Origin of the sequence: Nocardioides sp. AE5 (assembly GCF_031844485.1) — a bacterium.
GTDB lineage: Bacteria > Actinomycetota > Actinomycetes > Propionibacteriales > Nocardioidaceae > Nocardioides.
The window spans coordinates 121,016-135,299 of record NZ_JAUZVI010000011.1 but is presented as its reverse complement, the minus strand read 5'-3'; the positions used below and the strand labels follow the sequence as shown (position 1 = coordinate 135,299).

The window sequence follows — 14,284 nt, the reverse complement described above, 5'->3', positions numbered from 1 at the left end:
ACTCCCACCCGACCCCGAACACCTCGCCGAACTCGAAGAACAACTCCTCGCCCTCTGAACCCGTGACATAGGTTCGAGGCATGCCCAGCATCGGTTCATTGAGTGCGTCCCAGTCGACCCTGCTGGCACGCTGGCTGCCGGGACACCGGGTCGTGCGTGACCTTGGCTGGGGACTGGTCGACAGCGTCGTGCTCGAGGTCGAATCGGGCGGCAAGCACTACGTGGTCAAGGCCGACGGCCCGACCAACCACCATGTCGCGCGCGAACTCACCGCCCACGAACAATGGCTCGAACCCTGGGTGTCCGCTGGCAGAGCACCGCAACTCATCGCCGGGGATCGCGCAGCAAAGATCCTGCTCAGCGAATACCTTCCCGGGGCGCTCGTCCTCGACTCCCCCGCACAGGAGGAACCCGACGTCTTTCGCCAGGCAGGTGCGCTCCTTGCGGCGCTACACGCCCAACAGGGCGGCATCGACCGCGACTACGAGGCGAGGGAGAACCGCAAGGTCCTGCAGAACCTGGAGAAGCCACATCGCATCGCACCCGAGGTCGCGACAAGGCTCCGCCGCACCATCGAGTCGTGGGCAACACCACCGGTCGTGGTCGTGCCGACACACGGTGACTGGCAGCCGCGCAACTGGCTGATCGCCGACGGCCAGGTGAGCGCGATCGACTTCGGACGGGCCGCCATGCGACCGGCCATCACCGACTGGCTGCGCCTCGACGCGCGCGACTTCCGTGCAGACCCTTCACGCGAGGCCGCCTTCGTCGAGGGCTACGGCAGTGATCCGCGCGAACCCGAGGCGTGGTTCCGCGAACGGCTACGCGAGGCCGTGAACACGGCCGTCTGGGCTCACCAGGTCGGTGACGAGGCCTTCGAGGCGCAGGGCCACCAGATGATCGAGCGTGCGCTCACCAACCGCGCTCGGCAAGCCGGTGCGGCTGCGGAATCTCCTCGACGTTGATCCCGACCATGGCCTCACCCAGGCCCCGCGACACCTTGGCGACCACGTCCGGGTCGTCATAGAACGTGGTGGCCTTGACGATCGCCTCGGCACGTTGCGCCGGGTTGCCCGACTTGAAGATGCCGGAGCCGACGAAGACACCCTCGGCGCCGAGCTGCATCATCATCGCTGCGTCGGCCGGGGTGGCGATGCCGCCGGCGGTGAAGAGGACCACGGGGAGCTTGCCGTTCGCGGCGACTTCCCGGACCAGCTCGTACGGCGCCTGCAGCTCCTTGGCCGCGACGTACAGCTCGTCGGCCGACAGGGCACCCAGCCGACGGATCTCGCCGCCGATGGTGCGCATGTGGGTCACCGCATTGGACACGTCACCAGTGCCGGCCTCGCCCTTGGAGCGGATCATCGCCGCGCCCTCGGTGATCCGGCGCAGCGCCTCACCCAGGTTGGTGGCGCCGCACACGAACGGGACCGTGAAGTTCCACTTGTCGATGTGGTTGGCATAGTCGGCCGGGGTCAGCACCTCGGACTCGTCGATGTAGTCGACACCCAGGCTCTGCAGGATCTGCGCCTCGGCGAAGTGGCCGATCCGGGCCTTGGCCATCACCGGGATGGAGACGGCCTCGATGATGCCGTCGATCATGTCCGGGTCGCTCATCCGGGAGACGCCGCCCTGGGCGCGGATGTCAGCGGGAACCCGCTCGAGGGCCATCACGGCGACGGCGCCGGCATCCTCGGCGATCTTCGCCTGCTCGGGGGTGACCACGTCCATGATCACGCCGCCCTTGAGCATCTCGGCCATGCCCCGCTTCACACGCGACGTACCCGTCGCAGCACCAGTGTTCTCTCCGGATTCAGTTGCCATGCCTCAAGCCTAGTACCGGGCGGATTGTCCGGGTTCACCTGTCCACCCACGGGTCAGTAACCCTCAGCGCGGGCCTTCCTCGGCGAGCGCCAGACGTCGTACGTGCACCACCCGCTGCACCACCGTCAACGTGCTGGCCAGGGCCAGCACGCCCAGGGTGATCGGGATCGCCCACAGCGCCTTCTCCCCCGCCCCGAGCACGTTGACCAGATCGGCCACGCCGGTGATCACCAGGATCGAGACCAGCCGGTCGGCCCGCTCGGCGATGCCGACCTTCGCCTCCAGCCCGAGCGACTGGGCCCGCGCCCGCGCATAGGAGGTCACCGACCCCATCGAGAGGCAGTAGATGGCCAGCGCGGCGAACCAGTCGTTGTCGCCGGGCCCGACGTAATACATCGCCAGCCCACCGAAGATCGCAGCGTCGCCGAAGCGGTCCAGCGTCGAGTCCCAGAAGGCACCAAACTTGCTCTGCCGGCCGAGCTTGCGCGCCATCTGCCCGTCGATCAGGTCACTGAAGACGAACGCGGTGATCACCAGCACCCCGGTCAGGAGCATCCCCTGGGGGAAGAAGATCACCGCGCCGGCGACCACCCCGATGGTGCCCACCAGGGTCACCGTGTCGGGGCTGATCCCCAGCTTGAGGAAGAGGTTGACGAAGGGAGCCAGCAGGACGCCCTGCCAGAATCCCTTGAACCGGTCGAGGACGGAATTGCTCAGCACGCGCCGAAGGTTACCGGTCCCCGGCCCCGGACCCGGCACCGAGCGCATCCACCACCGCTGCCACCGGCCCCGGGCGACCCGTCACGTGCCAGTCGACACCGGCCGCCGGGACCACCACCGACTCCCCGCCCAGGCTGCGGATCAGCGCCGCTCCGGGCAACCGGTCCCAGTCGGCCACCGAGTGCTGGAAGACCACGTCGTTGAAGCCGCGCAACAGGCCCACGCAGTCCATCGTCCCCGAGCCGAGCATCCGCACCGTGGCCATCCGGTTCGCGGCCCGCCCGAAGGCGGTACCGATCTCCCCGCTGACGAACGGCGGGTGCAGGTACGTCGCGGCACACGCCTGCTCCGCCGGTACGTCGTGCAGCGGCGGCAGGGCTTCCCCGTTGCAGGTGGCCGGGCGCCCGGGCCCACCGACGTACACCTGGTCGGTGGCCGGGTGGTGGACTGCGCCGAGCGTCAGGTCGTCCTCGGTGACCAGCGCCATCGCCGAGCACCACCAGTCCATCCCGCGGAAGAAGTTGTAGGTGCCGTCGACCGGGTCGATCACCCAGGTGCGGCCCGAGGTCCCGACATGGTCGGTGCCCTCCTCGCCGACGATCGAGTCCTCGGGGCGTTCGGCGCGCAGGGTGGCGACGATGAGCGCCTCGGCCGCGTCGTCGGCCGCGGTGGCGATGTCGGCCACGTTCGACTTCTGCCGCGAGTCCAGGCCCTTGGCGCGCATCCGCGAGGCGAGCTTGCCGGCCGCACGGACCAGCCGTGCGGCCAGTTCGGCATCCTCATCGAGCGTCGTGGTCACGGGGCCGTGCTCCACGCGGTGGCGATCAGGTCCCGGGTGACGGCGAGCAACTGGGGCAGCGTCTTCGTGCCGCCGACCACGGTGATGAAGTTCGCGTCGCCCGACCAGCGCGGTACGACGTGCTGGTGCAGGTGCTGGGCCAGCGATCCCCCTGCCGCGCTGCCCAGGTTGAGGCCGACGTTGAAGGCATGCGGTGAGCTGATCGAGCGGATCACCACCACCGCGCGCTGGGTGAACGCCATCAGTTCGCCGGACTCCTCCGGCGTCAACTCCTCCAGGCCGGCCACGTGCCGGTAGGGCAGCACCATCAGGTGCCCGGGGTTGTAGGGGTGCAGGTTGAGCACGACATAGCAGTGCTCGCCGCGGGCGACGACCAGGGAGTCCTCGTCCGGCTTGGCCGGGATGATGCAGAACGGGCACCCGTCCCCGCCCACCGCCGAGCGCACGTAGGCCATCCGGTGCGGCGTCCAGATCCGCTCCAGTCCATCGAGCTCGCCGGGGCCCTGGGCGTGCACCTCGTCGCTCATCGTCGGCCTCAGACCTGGCTGCGCGACTCGACGGCCTCGGCCACCCGCGCGATCGCCTCGTCGATCGGTACGCCGTTGTCCTGGCGTCCGTCGCGATAGCGGAACGAGACCGCTCCGGCTGCCATGTCGTCGTCCCCGGCGATGATCATGAACGGCACCTTCTGCAGTTGCGCGTTGCGGATCTTCTTCTGCATCCGGTCATCGGAGAGGTCCACCTCGACCCGGATGCCCTGCGCCTTCATCCGCGCGGCCAGGTCGAGCAGGTAGTCCTCATGCCGCTCGGCGATCGGGATGCCGGTGACCTGGACCGGAGCCAGCCAGGGCGGGAACGCGCCGGCGTAATGCTCGACCAGGACGCCCATGAACCGCTCGATGGAGCCGAACTTGGCCGAGTGGATCATCACCGGCTGCTGCCGGGAACCGTCGGCGGCGACGTACTCGAGGTTGAACCGGTCGGCCGAGGGCTGGTTGAAGTCGTACTGCACGGTGCCCATCTGCCAGGTGCGGCCGATCGCGTCGCGCGCCTGCACCGAGATCTTGGGCCCGTAGTACGCCGCCCCGCCCGGGTCCGGGACCAGCTCCAGGCCGGTGCCGACGGCAACGTCCTCGAGCACCTTGGTCGCGGTCGCCCAGTCCTCGTCGGAGCCGATGAACTTGTCCTTGCTGGCGTCGCGGGTGGAGAGCTCGAGGTAGAAGTCGTCGATCCCGAAGTCGCGCAGCAGCGAGAGCATGAAGTTGAGCAGGTGCTCCACCTCGGCGGGTGCCTGCTCCGGGGTGCAGTAGGAGTGCGAGTCGTCCTGGGCGAAGCCGCGCACCCGGGTCAGGCCGTGGATCACGCCGGACTTCTCGTGCCGGTAGACGTGGCCGAACTCGAAGAGGCGCAGCGGCAGTTCCCGGTAGGAGCGCTGCCGGGAGCGGTAGATCAGGTTGTGCATCGGGCAGTTCATCGCCTTGAGGCGGTAGTCCATGCCGTCGACGTCGAACGCCGGATACATGCCCTCGCCGTAGTAGGGCAGGTGGCCGGAGGTGTGGAAGAGCCCCTCCTTGGCGATGTGCGGGGTGCCGACGTATTCGAACCCCTCGGCGATGTGCCGCTCGCGGACGTAGTCCTCCATGGCGCGCTTGATCACGCCGCCCTTGGGGTGGAAGACGGGCAGGCCCGAGCCGATCTCGTCGGGGAAGCTGAACAGGTCCAGGTCGCGGCCCAGCTTGCGGTGGTCGCGCCGCTCGGCCTCCTCGATCCGGTGCAGGTGCGCCTCGAGCGCCTCCTTGGACTCCCAGGCGGTGCCGTAGATCCGCTGGAGTTGCTTGTTCTTCTCGTCGCCCCGCCAGTACGCCGCAGCGCTGCGCATCAGCTTGAAGGCCGGGATCCGCTTGGTGGTCGGCAGGTGGGGACCGCGGCACAGGTCCTTCCAGGCGACCTCGCCCTTGCGGTTGATGTTGTCGTAGATGGTCAGTTCGCCCTCGCCGACCTCGGCGCTGGCGCCCTCTGCGGCTTCACCGGCGGACCCCTTGAGCCCGATCAGTTCGAGCTTGTAGGGCTCGTCGGCCAGTTCCTCGCGGGCCGCGTCGTCGTCGGTGACCCGGCGCGAGAAGCGCTGGTTCTCCTTGATGATCTTGCGCATCCGCGACTCGATCTTGTCGAGGTCCTCCGGCACGAACGGGGTCTCGACGTCGAAGTCGTAGTAGAACCCGTCGGTGATCGGGGGCCCGATGCCAAGCCGGGCGTCACCGAAGAGGTCCTGGACGGCCTGGGCCATCACGTGTGCGGTCGAGTGGCGCAGGATGTCGCGCCCATCGGCGCTGTCGATCGCGACGCCCTCCACCTCGTCACCGTCGCCCAGTTCGTGGGAAAGATCCCGCAACGCACCCGCAACCCGGGCCGCAATGATGTCAGGGTCCTCGGCGAAGAGTTCCCATGCCTTGGTGCCCGTGGCCACGGTGCGTTCCTCGCGCGCGTCGGCGTGGACGAGGACGACCTTGATGTCGGACACGGATGACTCCTTGTGGGGTGCTGGTCGGTTGCTGCCCCGATCGTATCGGCCACGCCACCCGGGGCGCGCGCCGGTTTCACCCGGTCGCTCGCATGCACCGGCCTCAACTGTCGGCGAGCACGACCAGCACGACCAGGGAGATGCCGATGGAGACGAGCGCCGCCGCACCCGACGGCACCAGCAGCACCGGGAGCGTGGTGAGCAACAGGATGTCGAACCCACGCAGCGCGCTGCCGTAGAGGTTCGTCGGCACTCCCCCGGCCGGGCTGGAGACCAGCGGGCGGCCGAAGTCCGGTGGCTTCCCGGTCACCCACCGGGTGGACGCAGCCAGCGATGCCAGTCCCGAGGCGATCGCGCAGACCAGGGCTGCGGACCAGTTCAACTCCAGCACCCGGTGCAGCAACGGGGTGATCGCGATGCCGTGCAGCAACAGCACGATCGCAGGCACCACGAGGGTCGCCTGGCGGGCCCGGGCAACCGGGAACGGGAAGTGGCGCAGCACGCTGGGCGAGCGGACCAGGACCCGCAACGCGGAGAGCAGGGGCAGGCCGGTCAGGAAGCCGACCAGCGCCGCGGCCAGGAAGGCCACCCGCTCACCGCCGGCCACCCCGACGGCGTACGGCAGCACTACGCTCGCCGCGACCAGGACCAGCCATTGCGGGCTGCGCGCCAACCGGACCAGGTCCTTGCGCACCAGTGCCGATGCCCCGGCCGGTCCCCCGCGGCGGGAGGGCACCGATCCCTTGCCTCGCCAGCGGTGGCCCAGCAGGACGTCGTACATCAGGGCCAGGTCGAGGCTCGCCAGCGCACCGGAGAGGCCAGGTGCCAAGTTCCCGCCTGCGGCGATGTCGCGGCGGTGCAGGCGGCCCGTGCTCCGCAGCGCCATCACCACGAGGCAGCCGGTGGCGATGACCAGTCCGGCACCGACGGCCAGGACGGGCCCCGAGGCTTCGTCCGGAGCGTCCAGCAAGGGCGCCCTGCCCACGGAGAGGAGGACCAGGACGGACCACAGCACCGCGGCCAGCGCCCAGACCAGGAACTGGACGGCTCGCCCGCGGCCGCCCTGGCCGAGCACGGCGAGCGCCACCATCAGCACGGCCAGCACCGCCGCGAGCACCGAGTACGCCGCGATGGCGGGCGCGCCGAACCCGCCCAGGGTGGTGGCCGCGGCGGCGAGGAACCCGGTCACCAGCGCCGCGATCGTGGCCGCGCTCCACACCCGCGGGCGCAGCAGCGCTCCCCTGTCGGCCGGGGTGGAGAGCAACCATGAGGAGACCGCCGGGGAGGCGAAGACGGGGCCGAACATCCGGGCCAGCACCAGGACGACGAGCAGGGTGCCCAGGGTGACCAGCCAGGGCAGCAGCGCGCGGGCTTCGCGGCAACCGCTCGACGTGCAGTGCTCGTCGGAGAGCCCGGCGACGTTGACCAGCACGCTGACCAGCATCGAGCCGAGGACGACCACGGAGAAGATGGCGATGTAGCCATCGCTGATCAGGTCGGTCAGCGGGCGCGTGGCGTGGGCCCGGCGCCAGTGCCGGATCCACCCGCGGAGTTCACGGACCTCCGCACCGGCGGCGCTCAGGGTCCGACCTCGTTCAGGTCCACCACGTCGTCGGCGACGGCGTCGACCAGTTCCGGTGAGTGGCTGGCGAGCAGGACCGCCAGCCCGGCTGCCTTCTCCCGCTGCAGCCGGTCGGCCAGCCAGGCCAGGCCCTGGGCGTCGAGGCGCTGCTCGGGTTCGTCCAGGACGAGCAGTCGCCGGGGGCGCACGAAGGCACTGGCCAGGGCGAGGCGGCGGCGCTGCCCCGAGGAGAGGGAGCCGGGCAACTGGGCGGACTGCGCCACGAGCCCGACCTCGGCGAGCACCTCGTCCACGACCTGGTCCGGGTCGGCCACGCGGTGGGCGCGCGCGATCAGGTCCAGGTGCTCGACGACGGTCAGGTCCGGGAAGAAGTCGATGTCGTCCAGCACCACCGCCAGGTCGGCGCGGACCATCGCCGAGCGCTCGTCGAGGGGCTTGCCGGCGAGTTCGACGGTGCCCTCGCTCGCTTCCTCGATGCCGGTGACCAGGCGCAGCACGGTGGACTTGCCGACCCCGTTGCGTCCGACCAGCACGGTGGCAGTGCCCGCGGCGACGTCGAAGTCGAGTCCGCGCAGCACGTCGTGCTCGCCGTAGGTCATCCGCAGGCCGCGGACGCGGAGCAGGGGCGCCTGGTCGCTGGTCACCCTGTCGTTGATCACCCCGACAGCGTAGGTCCGTCGGGGTCTCCCGCGTCCCGACGGGCCGCGAGGCGCGCGATCCGGACCAGTTCCTCGGCCCGGTCGTCGAAGCGGCGCCCGGGCGGGCTCACCGCACTGATCGGGCGGCGCAGGTCGAGCCCGTGCCGCACCTCGACGAGGCGGCCGGTCTCGACGTACGCCGTGACCGCGCGCCGGGAGACCACAGCCGGCCCGGCTCCGGCGAGGACGGCGCCGAGCATCGCCGCCGTCGACCCGGCTTCCAGGGCGACCCCGGCGCGGGCTCGCAGTGCGCGTTCGAACGTGCTGCGGGTGCCGCTGCCCTCCTCACGGAGCACGAACTCCTCGGCGAGGATCTGCTCCCTGGTCAACGGCACGGACCGCCGGGCCCAGGCGTGACCGGGCACGACGACGATGCCCAGGGCGTCGCTGCCCACCGGCGTCACGGCCAGGTCACGGGGGAACTCGGCGGTCTCGATGAAGCCGACGTCGACCTGGCCGGCGCGGACCAGGTCGGCCACCTGCGCACTGTTGACCACCTGCAGGTGCGGGTGCAGTTCGGGGTGTGCGGTGCGCAACTCCCCGATCCAGCGCGGCAGCATGAACTCGGCGACGGTGAGGCTCGCGGCCACCGCGAGCGTGTCGCGGCGGCGCTCGGCCAGTGCCGCCAGGCTGGCCAGCATCAGGTCACTCTCGTGGATCACGCCGGCTGCCCAGGCCAGCACTGCTCGCCCGTCGTCGGTGAAGCGCGACCCGCGTGGTGACCGCTCGATGACCCGCAGCCGCCACCGCGCCTCGAACTCGCGGATCCGCTTGCTGGCCGCCGGTTGCGAGAGGCCGAGGTCGTGGGCGGCGGCGCCGATGCTGCCCCTGTGGTCGACGGCGACCAGGAGGCGCAGGGTCTCGAGGTCCAGCGACTTCTGAGTCATAACCATGCATTATGTCCCACCCCGGTCGCGCTCCCTACTCCCGACGACGCGACCCGGCGAGGCTGGACACATGACCCGCTGGCTCGTCCCCCTCGCCGTCGCTGCCGCGGCGGCGACCGCGGGCACGGTGGCCCCGTTGGCGAGTCTCCTCCTGGTCTGCTTGCTCCTCGGGGCCGTGGTCGCTAACGCCCCGCTGCGGGGCCGGAGCGGGTTCCCGGACATCGAGGCGGCCGCCAAGGTGCTGCTGCGATGGGGCATCGTCCTGCTCGGCCTCCGCCTCTCCGTGGGCGACGTGGCCGCGGTCGGATGGACCGGCATCGCCATGGTGCTGGTCACCGTGATCGTGACCTTCCGCCTGACCCAGGTGGTGGGGCGCAGGATGGGGCTGGACACCGACCTGGTGGACCTGGTCGCGGCGGGCTTCTCGATCTGCGGGGCGGCCGCCATCGCCGCCGTACAGGACTCCCTCGGAGCACGGCGGAGCAACGCTGCCCTGGGGGTCGCCCTGGTCACCATCGCCGGCACCACCATGATGTTCGCGATCCCCGTGCTCGCGACGGTGCTGGGACTCGACCCGCGCGAGACGTCGCTGTGGATGGGCGCCAGCATCCACGAGGTCGCCCAGGTGGTCGCCGGGACCGCACTGGTCGGCGGCGGCAGCATTGCTGTCGCGATGAGCGTGAAGCTGGGCCGGGTGATGATGTTGGTCCCGGTCCACCACGCGGTGATCCGGTCCAACCGCACACCGGACTGCCCGCGTGCCACTGTGCCGTGGTTCCTGTGGGGGTTCGTCGCTGCGATCGCCGTCCGCTCGGCGCAGGTGCTGCCCGACGCGGTGCTCGACGTCGGCTCCTGGACGGCCAACGTGCTGCTCGGTGCGGGGATGTTCGGCCTCGGGCTCGGGCTCGCCGTGCGCGACCTGTGGCCCGTCCCGCCCCGGGCGCTGTTGCTGGCCGCGTTCGCGACGGCCGTGGCAACCGGCGTACCGCTGGCGATCCTGGCCGTGGCCTGAGCCCCGCCCTCCCCTACGCTCGACCCATGGGCACCTGGCGGCACACCTACCGGATCGAGGGCGAGGACCGCATCGATGGGCGCTCCCACCCCATCTTCATCAACAACGGCGGTTACTACTTCCTGAGCACGCTGGTCGTCTTCGCCGACGGCCGGCTGGCCTGCCCGGAGCCGTTCGACCTCGACGGACTCCGTGAGCGGCTCGCCTCGGGCCAGCTCACCACCGAGGTGCCGCCCGGTGCCCGGGTCTCGCTGACCGGGCTGGCCCACTGGACCGTGGCCGAGCAGACCAGCCACGTCACTGCTGAGGGCCTGGTGCTGGAGGTGCTCGACCAGATCGAGGCCCTGGCCGGGCGCCCGACCTCGAGCCAGCGGTGCCTGCAGGCGGCCGAGGATTTTCTGGCCCACCCCGACGAGGCGCACCGCGACGCGCTCCGGGCGGCCTATCTGGCGATCCCGGCCCACGAGCGCCGCTATGTGCTGGGCGACATGGACCTCAAGGACCGCCCGCTGCGGGTGCTGATCACTGCCCCCGGCGGCGAGATCGACGGCCGTCCGGTGACTCCGAAGGACTATGCGCAGGCGACGGCGTACTTCGCCGAGCGCAAGCAGTGGGCGGCCGCGAGGGAGTCGACGCCGGAATGACAACCGCCCCTGTCTGCTGTCGCGCAGTTCAGGGGCGGTCTCTTGCTGGTGGACGATACTGGGTTTGAACCAGTGACCTCTTCCGTGTCAAGGAAGCGCGCTACCACTGCGCCAATCGTCCCAGATCTTTGATTGTAACGGTGTCTGGTGGAGGTGGGTACGGGATTTGAACCCGTGTACACGGATTTGCAGTCCGTTGCCTCGCCTCTCGGCCAACCCACCGAAGGAGGCCTTCAGTGCTCCCCGAGGGTCCGGGGAGACCTTCACTCCGAGCGGACGACGAGGCTCGAACTCGCGACCTCAACCTTGGCAAGGTTGCGCTCTACCAACTGAGCTACGTCCGCTTGCGCATCCGGTCTGGACCGGGCGTGCGTGAGAACATTAGCCGAACCCGAACCACGTGCAAAATCCGGGGGTCCGTCCGCGTGTTCGGTCGCTACGCTGGCCCCATGCGCGCCTGGGTGAATGGACGAATCCTCGAGAGCATCGACGAGGCCGCGATCACCGTGACCGACCACGGTTTCACCGTGGGCGACGGGGTCTTCGAGGCGGTCAAGGTGGTCGACGGCGTCCCGTTCGCGCTCAGTCGCCACCTGGCGCGACTGTCACGCAGCGCGGCGGCCTTGGGCCTGCCCCCGGTGGACGAGCAACTGGTCCGCCGCGCCGTCGCCGAGTCGATGGCCGGCCAGGACCTGCCGTTGGGCAGGTTGCGGATCACCTGGACCGGCGGGGTGGCGCCGATGGGGTCCAACCGCGGCGAGGCACCTCCGACACTGACCTGCGTGGCCGGGGCGATGGCGCCGTACCCGGAGACGGCGGCTGCGGTGTCGGTGCCGTGGCCGCGCAACGAACGGGGGGCGCTGGCCGGCGTCAAGTCCACGTCGTACGCCGAGAACGTGGTCGCCCTGGCCCACGCGGCCGAGCGTAGCGCTGACGAGGCACTGTTCGCCAACACCCTCGGCAACATCTGCGAGGGCACCGGCAGCAACATCTTCTACGTCGTCGACGGCGAACTGCGCACGCCCACCCTGGCCAGCGGCTGCCTGGCCGGGGTCACCCGGGCATTGGTCCTGGAATGGTTCGGGGGTCGCGAGGTCGACGAGCCGATGGCAGCACTGGAGGCGGCCAGCGAGGCCTTCCTGGTCTCCACGACCCGCGACGTACAGGGGATCCACTCCCTCGACGGCCGCCGGTTGCCCGCGCCGGGACCGGTCACCCGCGAAGCAGCACGGACCTGGGCGCTGCGCGAGGCGGAGCAGCCGGACCCCTGAGATCAGTGGGTGAGCAGGTGCCCGATCAGTTCGTCGACGTCGATGTGCCGCGATTCGGTGCCAGCGGGCACCTGTGACAGGGCGGAGGCGAGGAAGGCGGTGATTTCTGCCGCCGACGCCTCGGCGACCAGGTTGCCGTCGGGCGAGGAGAACTCCAGCACCACGGTGGCGTTGCCCGCACGGTCGAGGCTCGGCCGCACGTGGACGTCGCCGTCACCGGTGGGCTCGGTGGTGCCGAGGATGAGCAGGTCACGGGCGAAGGTCCAGACCACCTCGCACCAGTGGGTGCGGAAGGTCAGGGTGACCGCAAAGGGGTCGGCGGCGGAGTAGCCGAACGTGGTGCCCAGTCGCATGCTCCGGCCCTCGCCGTCGACGCAGACCAGGTCCATCTCGTGGCGGATGTCGGTCCGGCCGCGCATCTCCTCGTTGAGCATCCTGAGTCCCTCCGTACGTCGGTTGCGCCCGGTGCCGGGCGGCCTGCGTTGAAGAAACGGACCTCGTTGCCGCGCGTGACGGGGAATCCGGTGAAATCTGGGTCACACGGCCGCGGATCGCACTGTCGTGGACCGCGATTGCGAGCCCCGGGGGCGGATGCGTTACAGTTCCACCCGCACCTGCGGGCGATTGGCGCAGTGGTAGCGCGCTTCGTTCACACCGAAGAGGTCACTGGTTCGAACCCAGTATCGCCCACCAGCAAGAAATCAGAGTTTCTCTCAGGCCCCGGCGCACTTCCCGGCGGCGTCACCGTCCGCGGGACGATCACCCGCCGCCCGGGCGACTTCGTCCAGCAGGCCGGCGAACTCCGGGCTCTCCACCACGAAGCGGACCCGCTCCAGGAACGTGTCGATCGCTGCCTGCGTGCGCGCCTTCGACGCCTCTGATCCCCCGCTGATCCGGAACCGGGATCCCTCAGGGGCGCCGGTGATGTGGCCGTGGAGCAGCGACTCCAGGTGGAAACCGCCGTCGCCGGAGACACTGGTGAAGGTGAACCGCATGGTTGCCGCATGGGCCGCCACCAACTTGAACCGGTGTGGCTTGGCCGCGAGCACGGCAGCCAGCAGGCGGCGCGGGCTCACGGCGTAGATCGCCTCAGCCGCGCACGCGTCGTCGTACTCGCTCATGCACCCCTCCAGATCCGTTGGGAGAAAAATAGCCCGGATCACACGGGTTGGGACAGGAACTGGACAAAGTTGACCGTTCGGCCAGGTGATGGCCCGATCGGGCCATGCCGACTCAGTCGTCGATCGCCGCGTCCTCGAAGTTCGCGCCCGGTCGCGGCGCCCACGGCTGCTCCTTCGAGGGGCGCACCACGATGAGCCGGTCGCCGCGGGCCAGTTGCGTCACCACCGGGTCGAAGTAGCGGTAGACCTGCTCGTCGCGGACCACCGCGATCACCTGGTCGGGCAGCCGCTGCGGCTGCTTGCCGACCTCGCTGACCAGCAGGTCGCGCTCGGCGACCTCGAGCCCGGTGCCATAGGTCATCAGGTCCTCCATCACCTCCCCCAGCGTCGGCGAGAGTGACGACAGACCGAGCAGGCGCCCCACTGCTTCGCTCGAGGTGACCACCGCCTGGGCACCGGACTGGCGCACCAGCGGCACGTTGTCCTGCTCCCGCACCGCCGCCACGATGTAGGCGTCGGGGTTGATCTGGCGCACCGTCAACGTCGCCATCATCGTGTTGGCGTCGTGGTCGGTGGTGATGATGACCTGGCTGGCCCGCTCCACCCGCGCCCGGCGCAGTACGTCGCGACGCGTCGCATCACCCGCGATCACGGCCAGCCCGTCGGCGTTGGCCTCCTCCCGGGCGCTCGGACGCGGGTCGACCACCACGATGGACTCGGGGTCGAGCCCGTTCTGGACCAGCGTGTCGGCGGCGCTGCGCCCCTTGGTGCCATAGCCGATGACGACGACGTGTTCCTTCATGTTCCTCCTCCACCGGGCAACCCGGAACATCTCGCGTCCCTGGTTGGCGAGCACTTCGATCGTGGTGCCGATCAGGAGCACCAGGAACCCGATCCGCGCCGGGGTGATCACGATCGCGTTGACCAACCGAGCCTGGTCACTGACCGGCACGATGTCGCCGTACCCGGTCGTGCTGAGGGTCACGGTCGTGTAATAGATCGCGTCGATCAGGCCGACCTCGCCCGTGGGGTCGTTGCCGTCGCGGTAGCCGCCGCGGTCCAGCCAGACCAGCAGCACCGTGCCGACCAGGATCGCCGCAGCCAGCAGGAACCGGCGCCCCAGCTCCCACCACGGGGACCGCTGTCGCTCCGGGAGCATGACGCCTACGGCGCGGGGATCACCCTTCTCGACGGACACGCGCCCA

The 14,284-nt window shown here is 70.1% G+C and carries 15 protein-coding genes and 4 tRNA genes; 5 read left to right on the top strand and 14 right to left on the bottom strand.

Features of this window, described 5'->3' with window-relative positions:
• Positions 1-80 precede the first annotated feature (80 nt).
• Complete coding sequence (locus Q9R27_RS15660; RefSeq protein ID WP_311253326.1) at positions 81-965, top strand: aminoglycoside phosphotransferase family protein; 885 nt, start codon at positions 81-83, stop codon at positions 963-965.
• On the opposite strand, the gene pdxS is transcribed toward Q9R27_RS15660, so the two are convergent.
• The 8 genes from pdxS to Q9R27_RS15620 form a co-directional block, all read right to left on the bottom strand.
• Positions 913-1,824 (bottom strand): pyridoxal 5'-phosphate synthase lyase subunit PdxS, encoded by a 912-nt coding sequence (pdxS, locus tag Q9R27_RS15655; RefSeq protein WP_311253325.1) that lies wholly within the window; start codon positions 1,822-1,824, stop codon positions 913-915. The genes Q9R27_RS15660 and pdxS overlap by 53 nt on opposite strands.
• Before the next feature lie 63 nt (positions 1,825-1,887).
• Positions 1,888-2,544: a phosphatidylinositol phosphate synthase gene (gene pgsA, locus Q9R27_RS15650; protein WP_397219893.1), complete on the bottom strand. Its 657-nt coding sequence runs from the start codon at positions 2,542-2,544 to the stop codon at positions 1,888-1,890.
• 10 nt (positions 2,545-2,554) lie between these two features.
• Entirely contained in the window at positions 2,555-3,343 is a 789-nt protein-coding gene (locus tag Q9R27_RS15645; protein WP_311253324.1) for an inositol monophosphatase family protein, read from the bottom strand.
• Complete coding sequence (locus Q9R27_RS15640) at positions 3,340-3,870, bottom strand: HIT domain-containing protein (protein WP_311253323.1); 531 nt, start codon at positions 3,868-3,870, stop codon at positions 3,340-3,342. Before Q9R27_RS15640 ends, Q9R27_RS15645 begins: the two co-directional genes overlap by 4 nt.
• Before the next feature lie 8 nt (positions 3,871-3,878).
• Positions 3,879-5,864 (bottom strand): threonine--tRNA ligase, encoded by a 1,986-nt coding sequence (gene thrS / locus Q9R27_RS15635; RefSeq protein ID WP_397219891.1) that lies wholly within the window; start codon positions 5,862-5,864, stop codon positions 3,879-3,881.
• 103 nt (positions 5,865-5,967) lie between these two features.
• The gene (locus Q9R27_RS15630) at positions 5,968-7,326 is read right to left on the bottom strand and encodes a DUF6297 family protein (RefSeq protein ID WP_311253322.1); all 1,359 of its coding nucleotides are present in this window, start codon (positions 7,324-7,326) and stop codon (positions 5,968-5,970) included.
• A gap of 116 nt (positions 7,327-7,442) precedes the next feature.
• Complete coding sequence (locus Q9R27_RS15625; RefSeq protein WP_397219897.1) at positions 7,443-8,045, bottom strand: ATP-binding cassette domain-containing protein; 603 nt, start codon at positions 8,043-8,045, stop codon at positions 7,443-7,445.
• Between the two features lie 56 nt (positions 8,046-8,101).
• Complete coding sequence (locus Q9R27_RS15620; RefSeq protein ID WP_311253320.1) at positions 8,102-9,031, bottom strand: LysR family transcriptional regulator; 930 nt, start codon at positions 9,029-9,031, stop codon at positions 8,102-8,104.
• 70 nt (positions 9,032-9,101) lie between these two features.
• Here Q9R27_RS15620 and Q9R27_RS15615 point away from each other — a divergent pair, with 70 nt between their 5' ends.
• Positions 9,102-10,043: a putative sulfate exporter family transporter gene (locus Q9R27_RS15615; protein ID WP_311253319.1), complete on the top strand. Its 942-nt coding sequence runs from the start codon at positions 9,102-9,104 to the stop codon at positions 10,041-10,043.
• Between the two features lie 26 nt (positions 10,044-10,069).
• A complete protein-coding gene (locus Q9R27_RS15610; protein ID WP_311253318.1) occupies positions 10,070-10,687 on the top strand; it encodes a hypothetical protein in 618 nt (205 codons plus the stop codon).
• A gap of 46 nt (positions 10,688-10,733) precedes the next feature.
• Here the strand turns inward: Q9R27_RS15610 and Q9R27_RS15605 are convergent.
• The 3 genes from Q9R27_RS15605 to Q9R27_RS15595 all read right to left on the bottom strand — a co-directional run bounded on the left by Q9R27_RS15605 (position 10,734) and on the right by Q9R27_RS15595 (position 11,031).
• Positions 10,734-10,808: transfer RNA gene (locus tag Q9R27_RS15605), tRNA-Val, on the bottom strand.
• Positions 10,809-10,835: 27 nt separating this feature from the next.
• Positions 10,836-10,909 (bottom strand) — tRNA-Cys (locus tag Q9R27_RS15600).
• Between the two features lie 49 nt (positions 10,910-10,958).
• A tRNA-Gly gene (locus Q9R27_RS15595) sits at positions 10,959-11,031 on the bottom strand.
• Positions 11,032-11,136: 105 nt separating this feature from the next.
• Between Q9R27_RS15595 and Q9R27_RS15590 the strand changes: the two genes are divergently transcribed.
• Positions 11,137-11,958, top strand: coding sequence for an aminotransferase class IV (locus Q9R27_RS15590; RefSeq protein WP_311253317.1), 822 nt, complete (start codon positions 11,137-11,139; stop codon positions 11,956-11,958).
• 2 nt (positions 11,959-11,960) lie between these two features.
• On the opposite strand, the gene Q9R27_RS15585 is transcribed toward Q9R27_RS15590, so the two are convergent.
• Complete coding sequence (locus tag Q9R27_RS15585; RefSeq protein WP_311253316.1) at positions 11,961-12,392, bottom strand: SsgA family sporulation/cell division regulator; 432 nt, start codon at positions 12,390-12,392, stop codon at positions 11,961-11,963.
• A 184-nt stretch (positions 12,393-12,576) separates the two neighbouring features.
• On the opposite strand from Q9R27_RS15585, the gene Q9R27_RS15580 reads away from it, so the two are divergent.
• Positions 12,577-12,651: transfer RNA gene (locus tag Q9R27_RS15580), tRNA-Val, on the top strand.
• Between the two features lie 20 nt (positions 12,652-12,671).
• On the opposite strand, the gene Q9R27_RS15575 is transcribed toward Q9R27_RS15580, so the two are convergent.
• Positions 12,672-13,079, bottom strand: coding sequence for a hypothetical protein (locus Q9R27_RS15575; RefSeq protein WP_311253315.1), 408 nt, complete (start codon positions 13,077-13,079; stop codon positions 12,672-12,674).
• A gap of 112 nt (positions 13,080-13,191) precedes the next feature.
• Positions 13,192-14,238, bottom strand: a complete 1,047-nt coding sequence (locus Q9R27_RS15570) for a potassium channel family protein (RefSeq protein WP_311253331.1) — start codon at positions 14,236-14,238, stop codon at positions 13,192-13,194.
• Between the last annotated feature and the right edge of the window lie 46 nt (positions 14,239-14,284).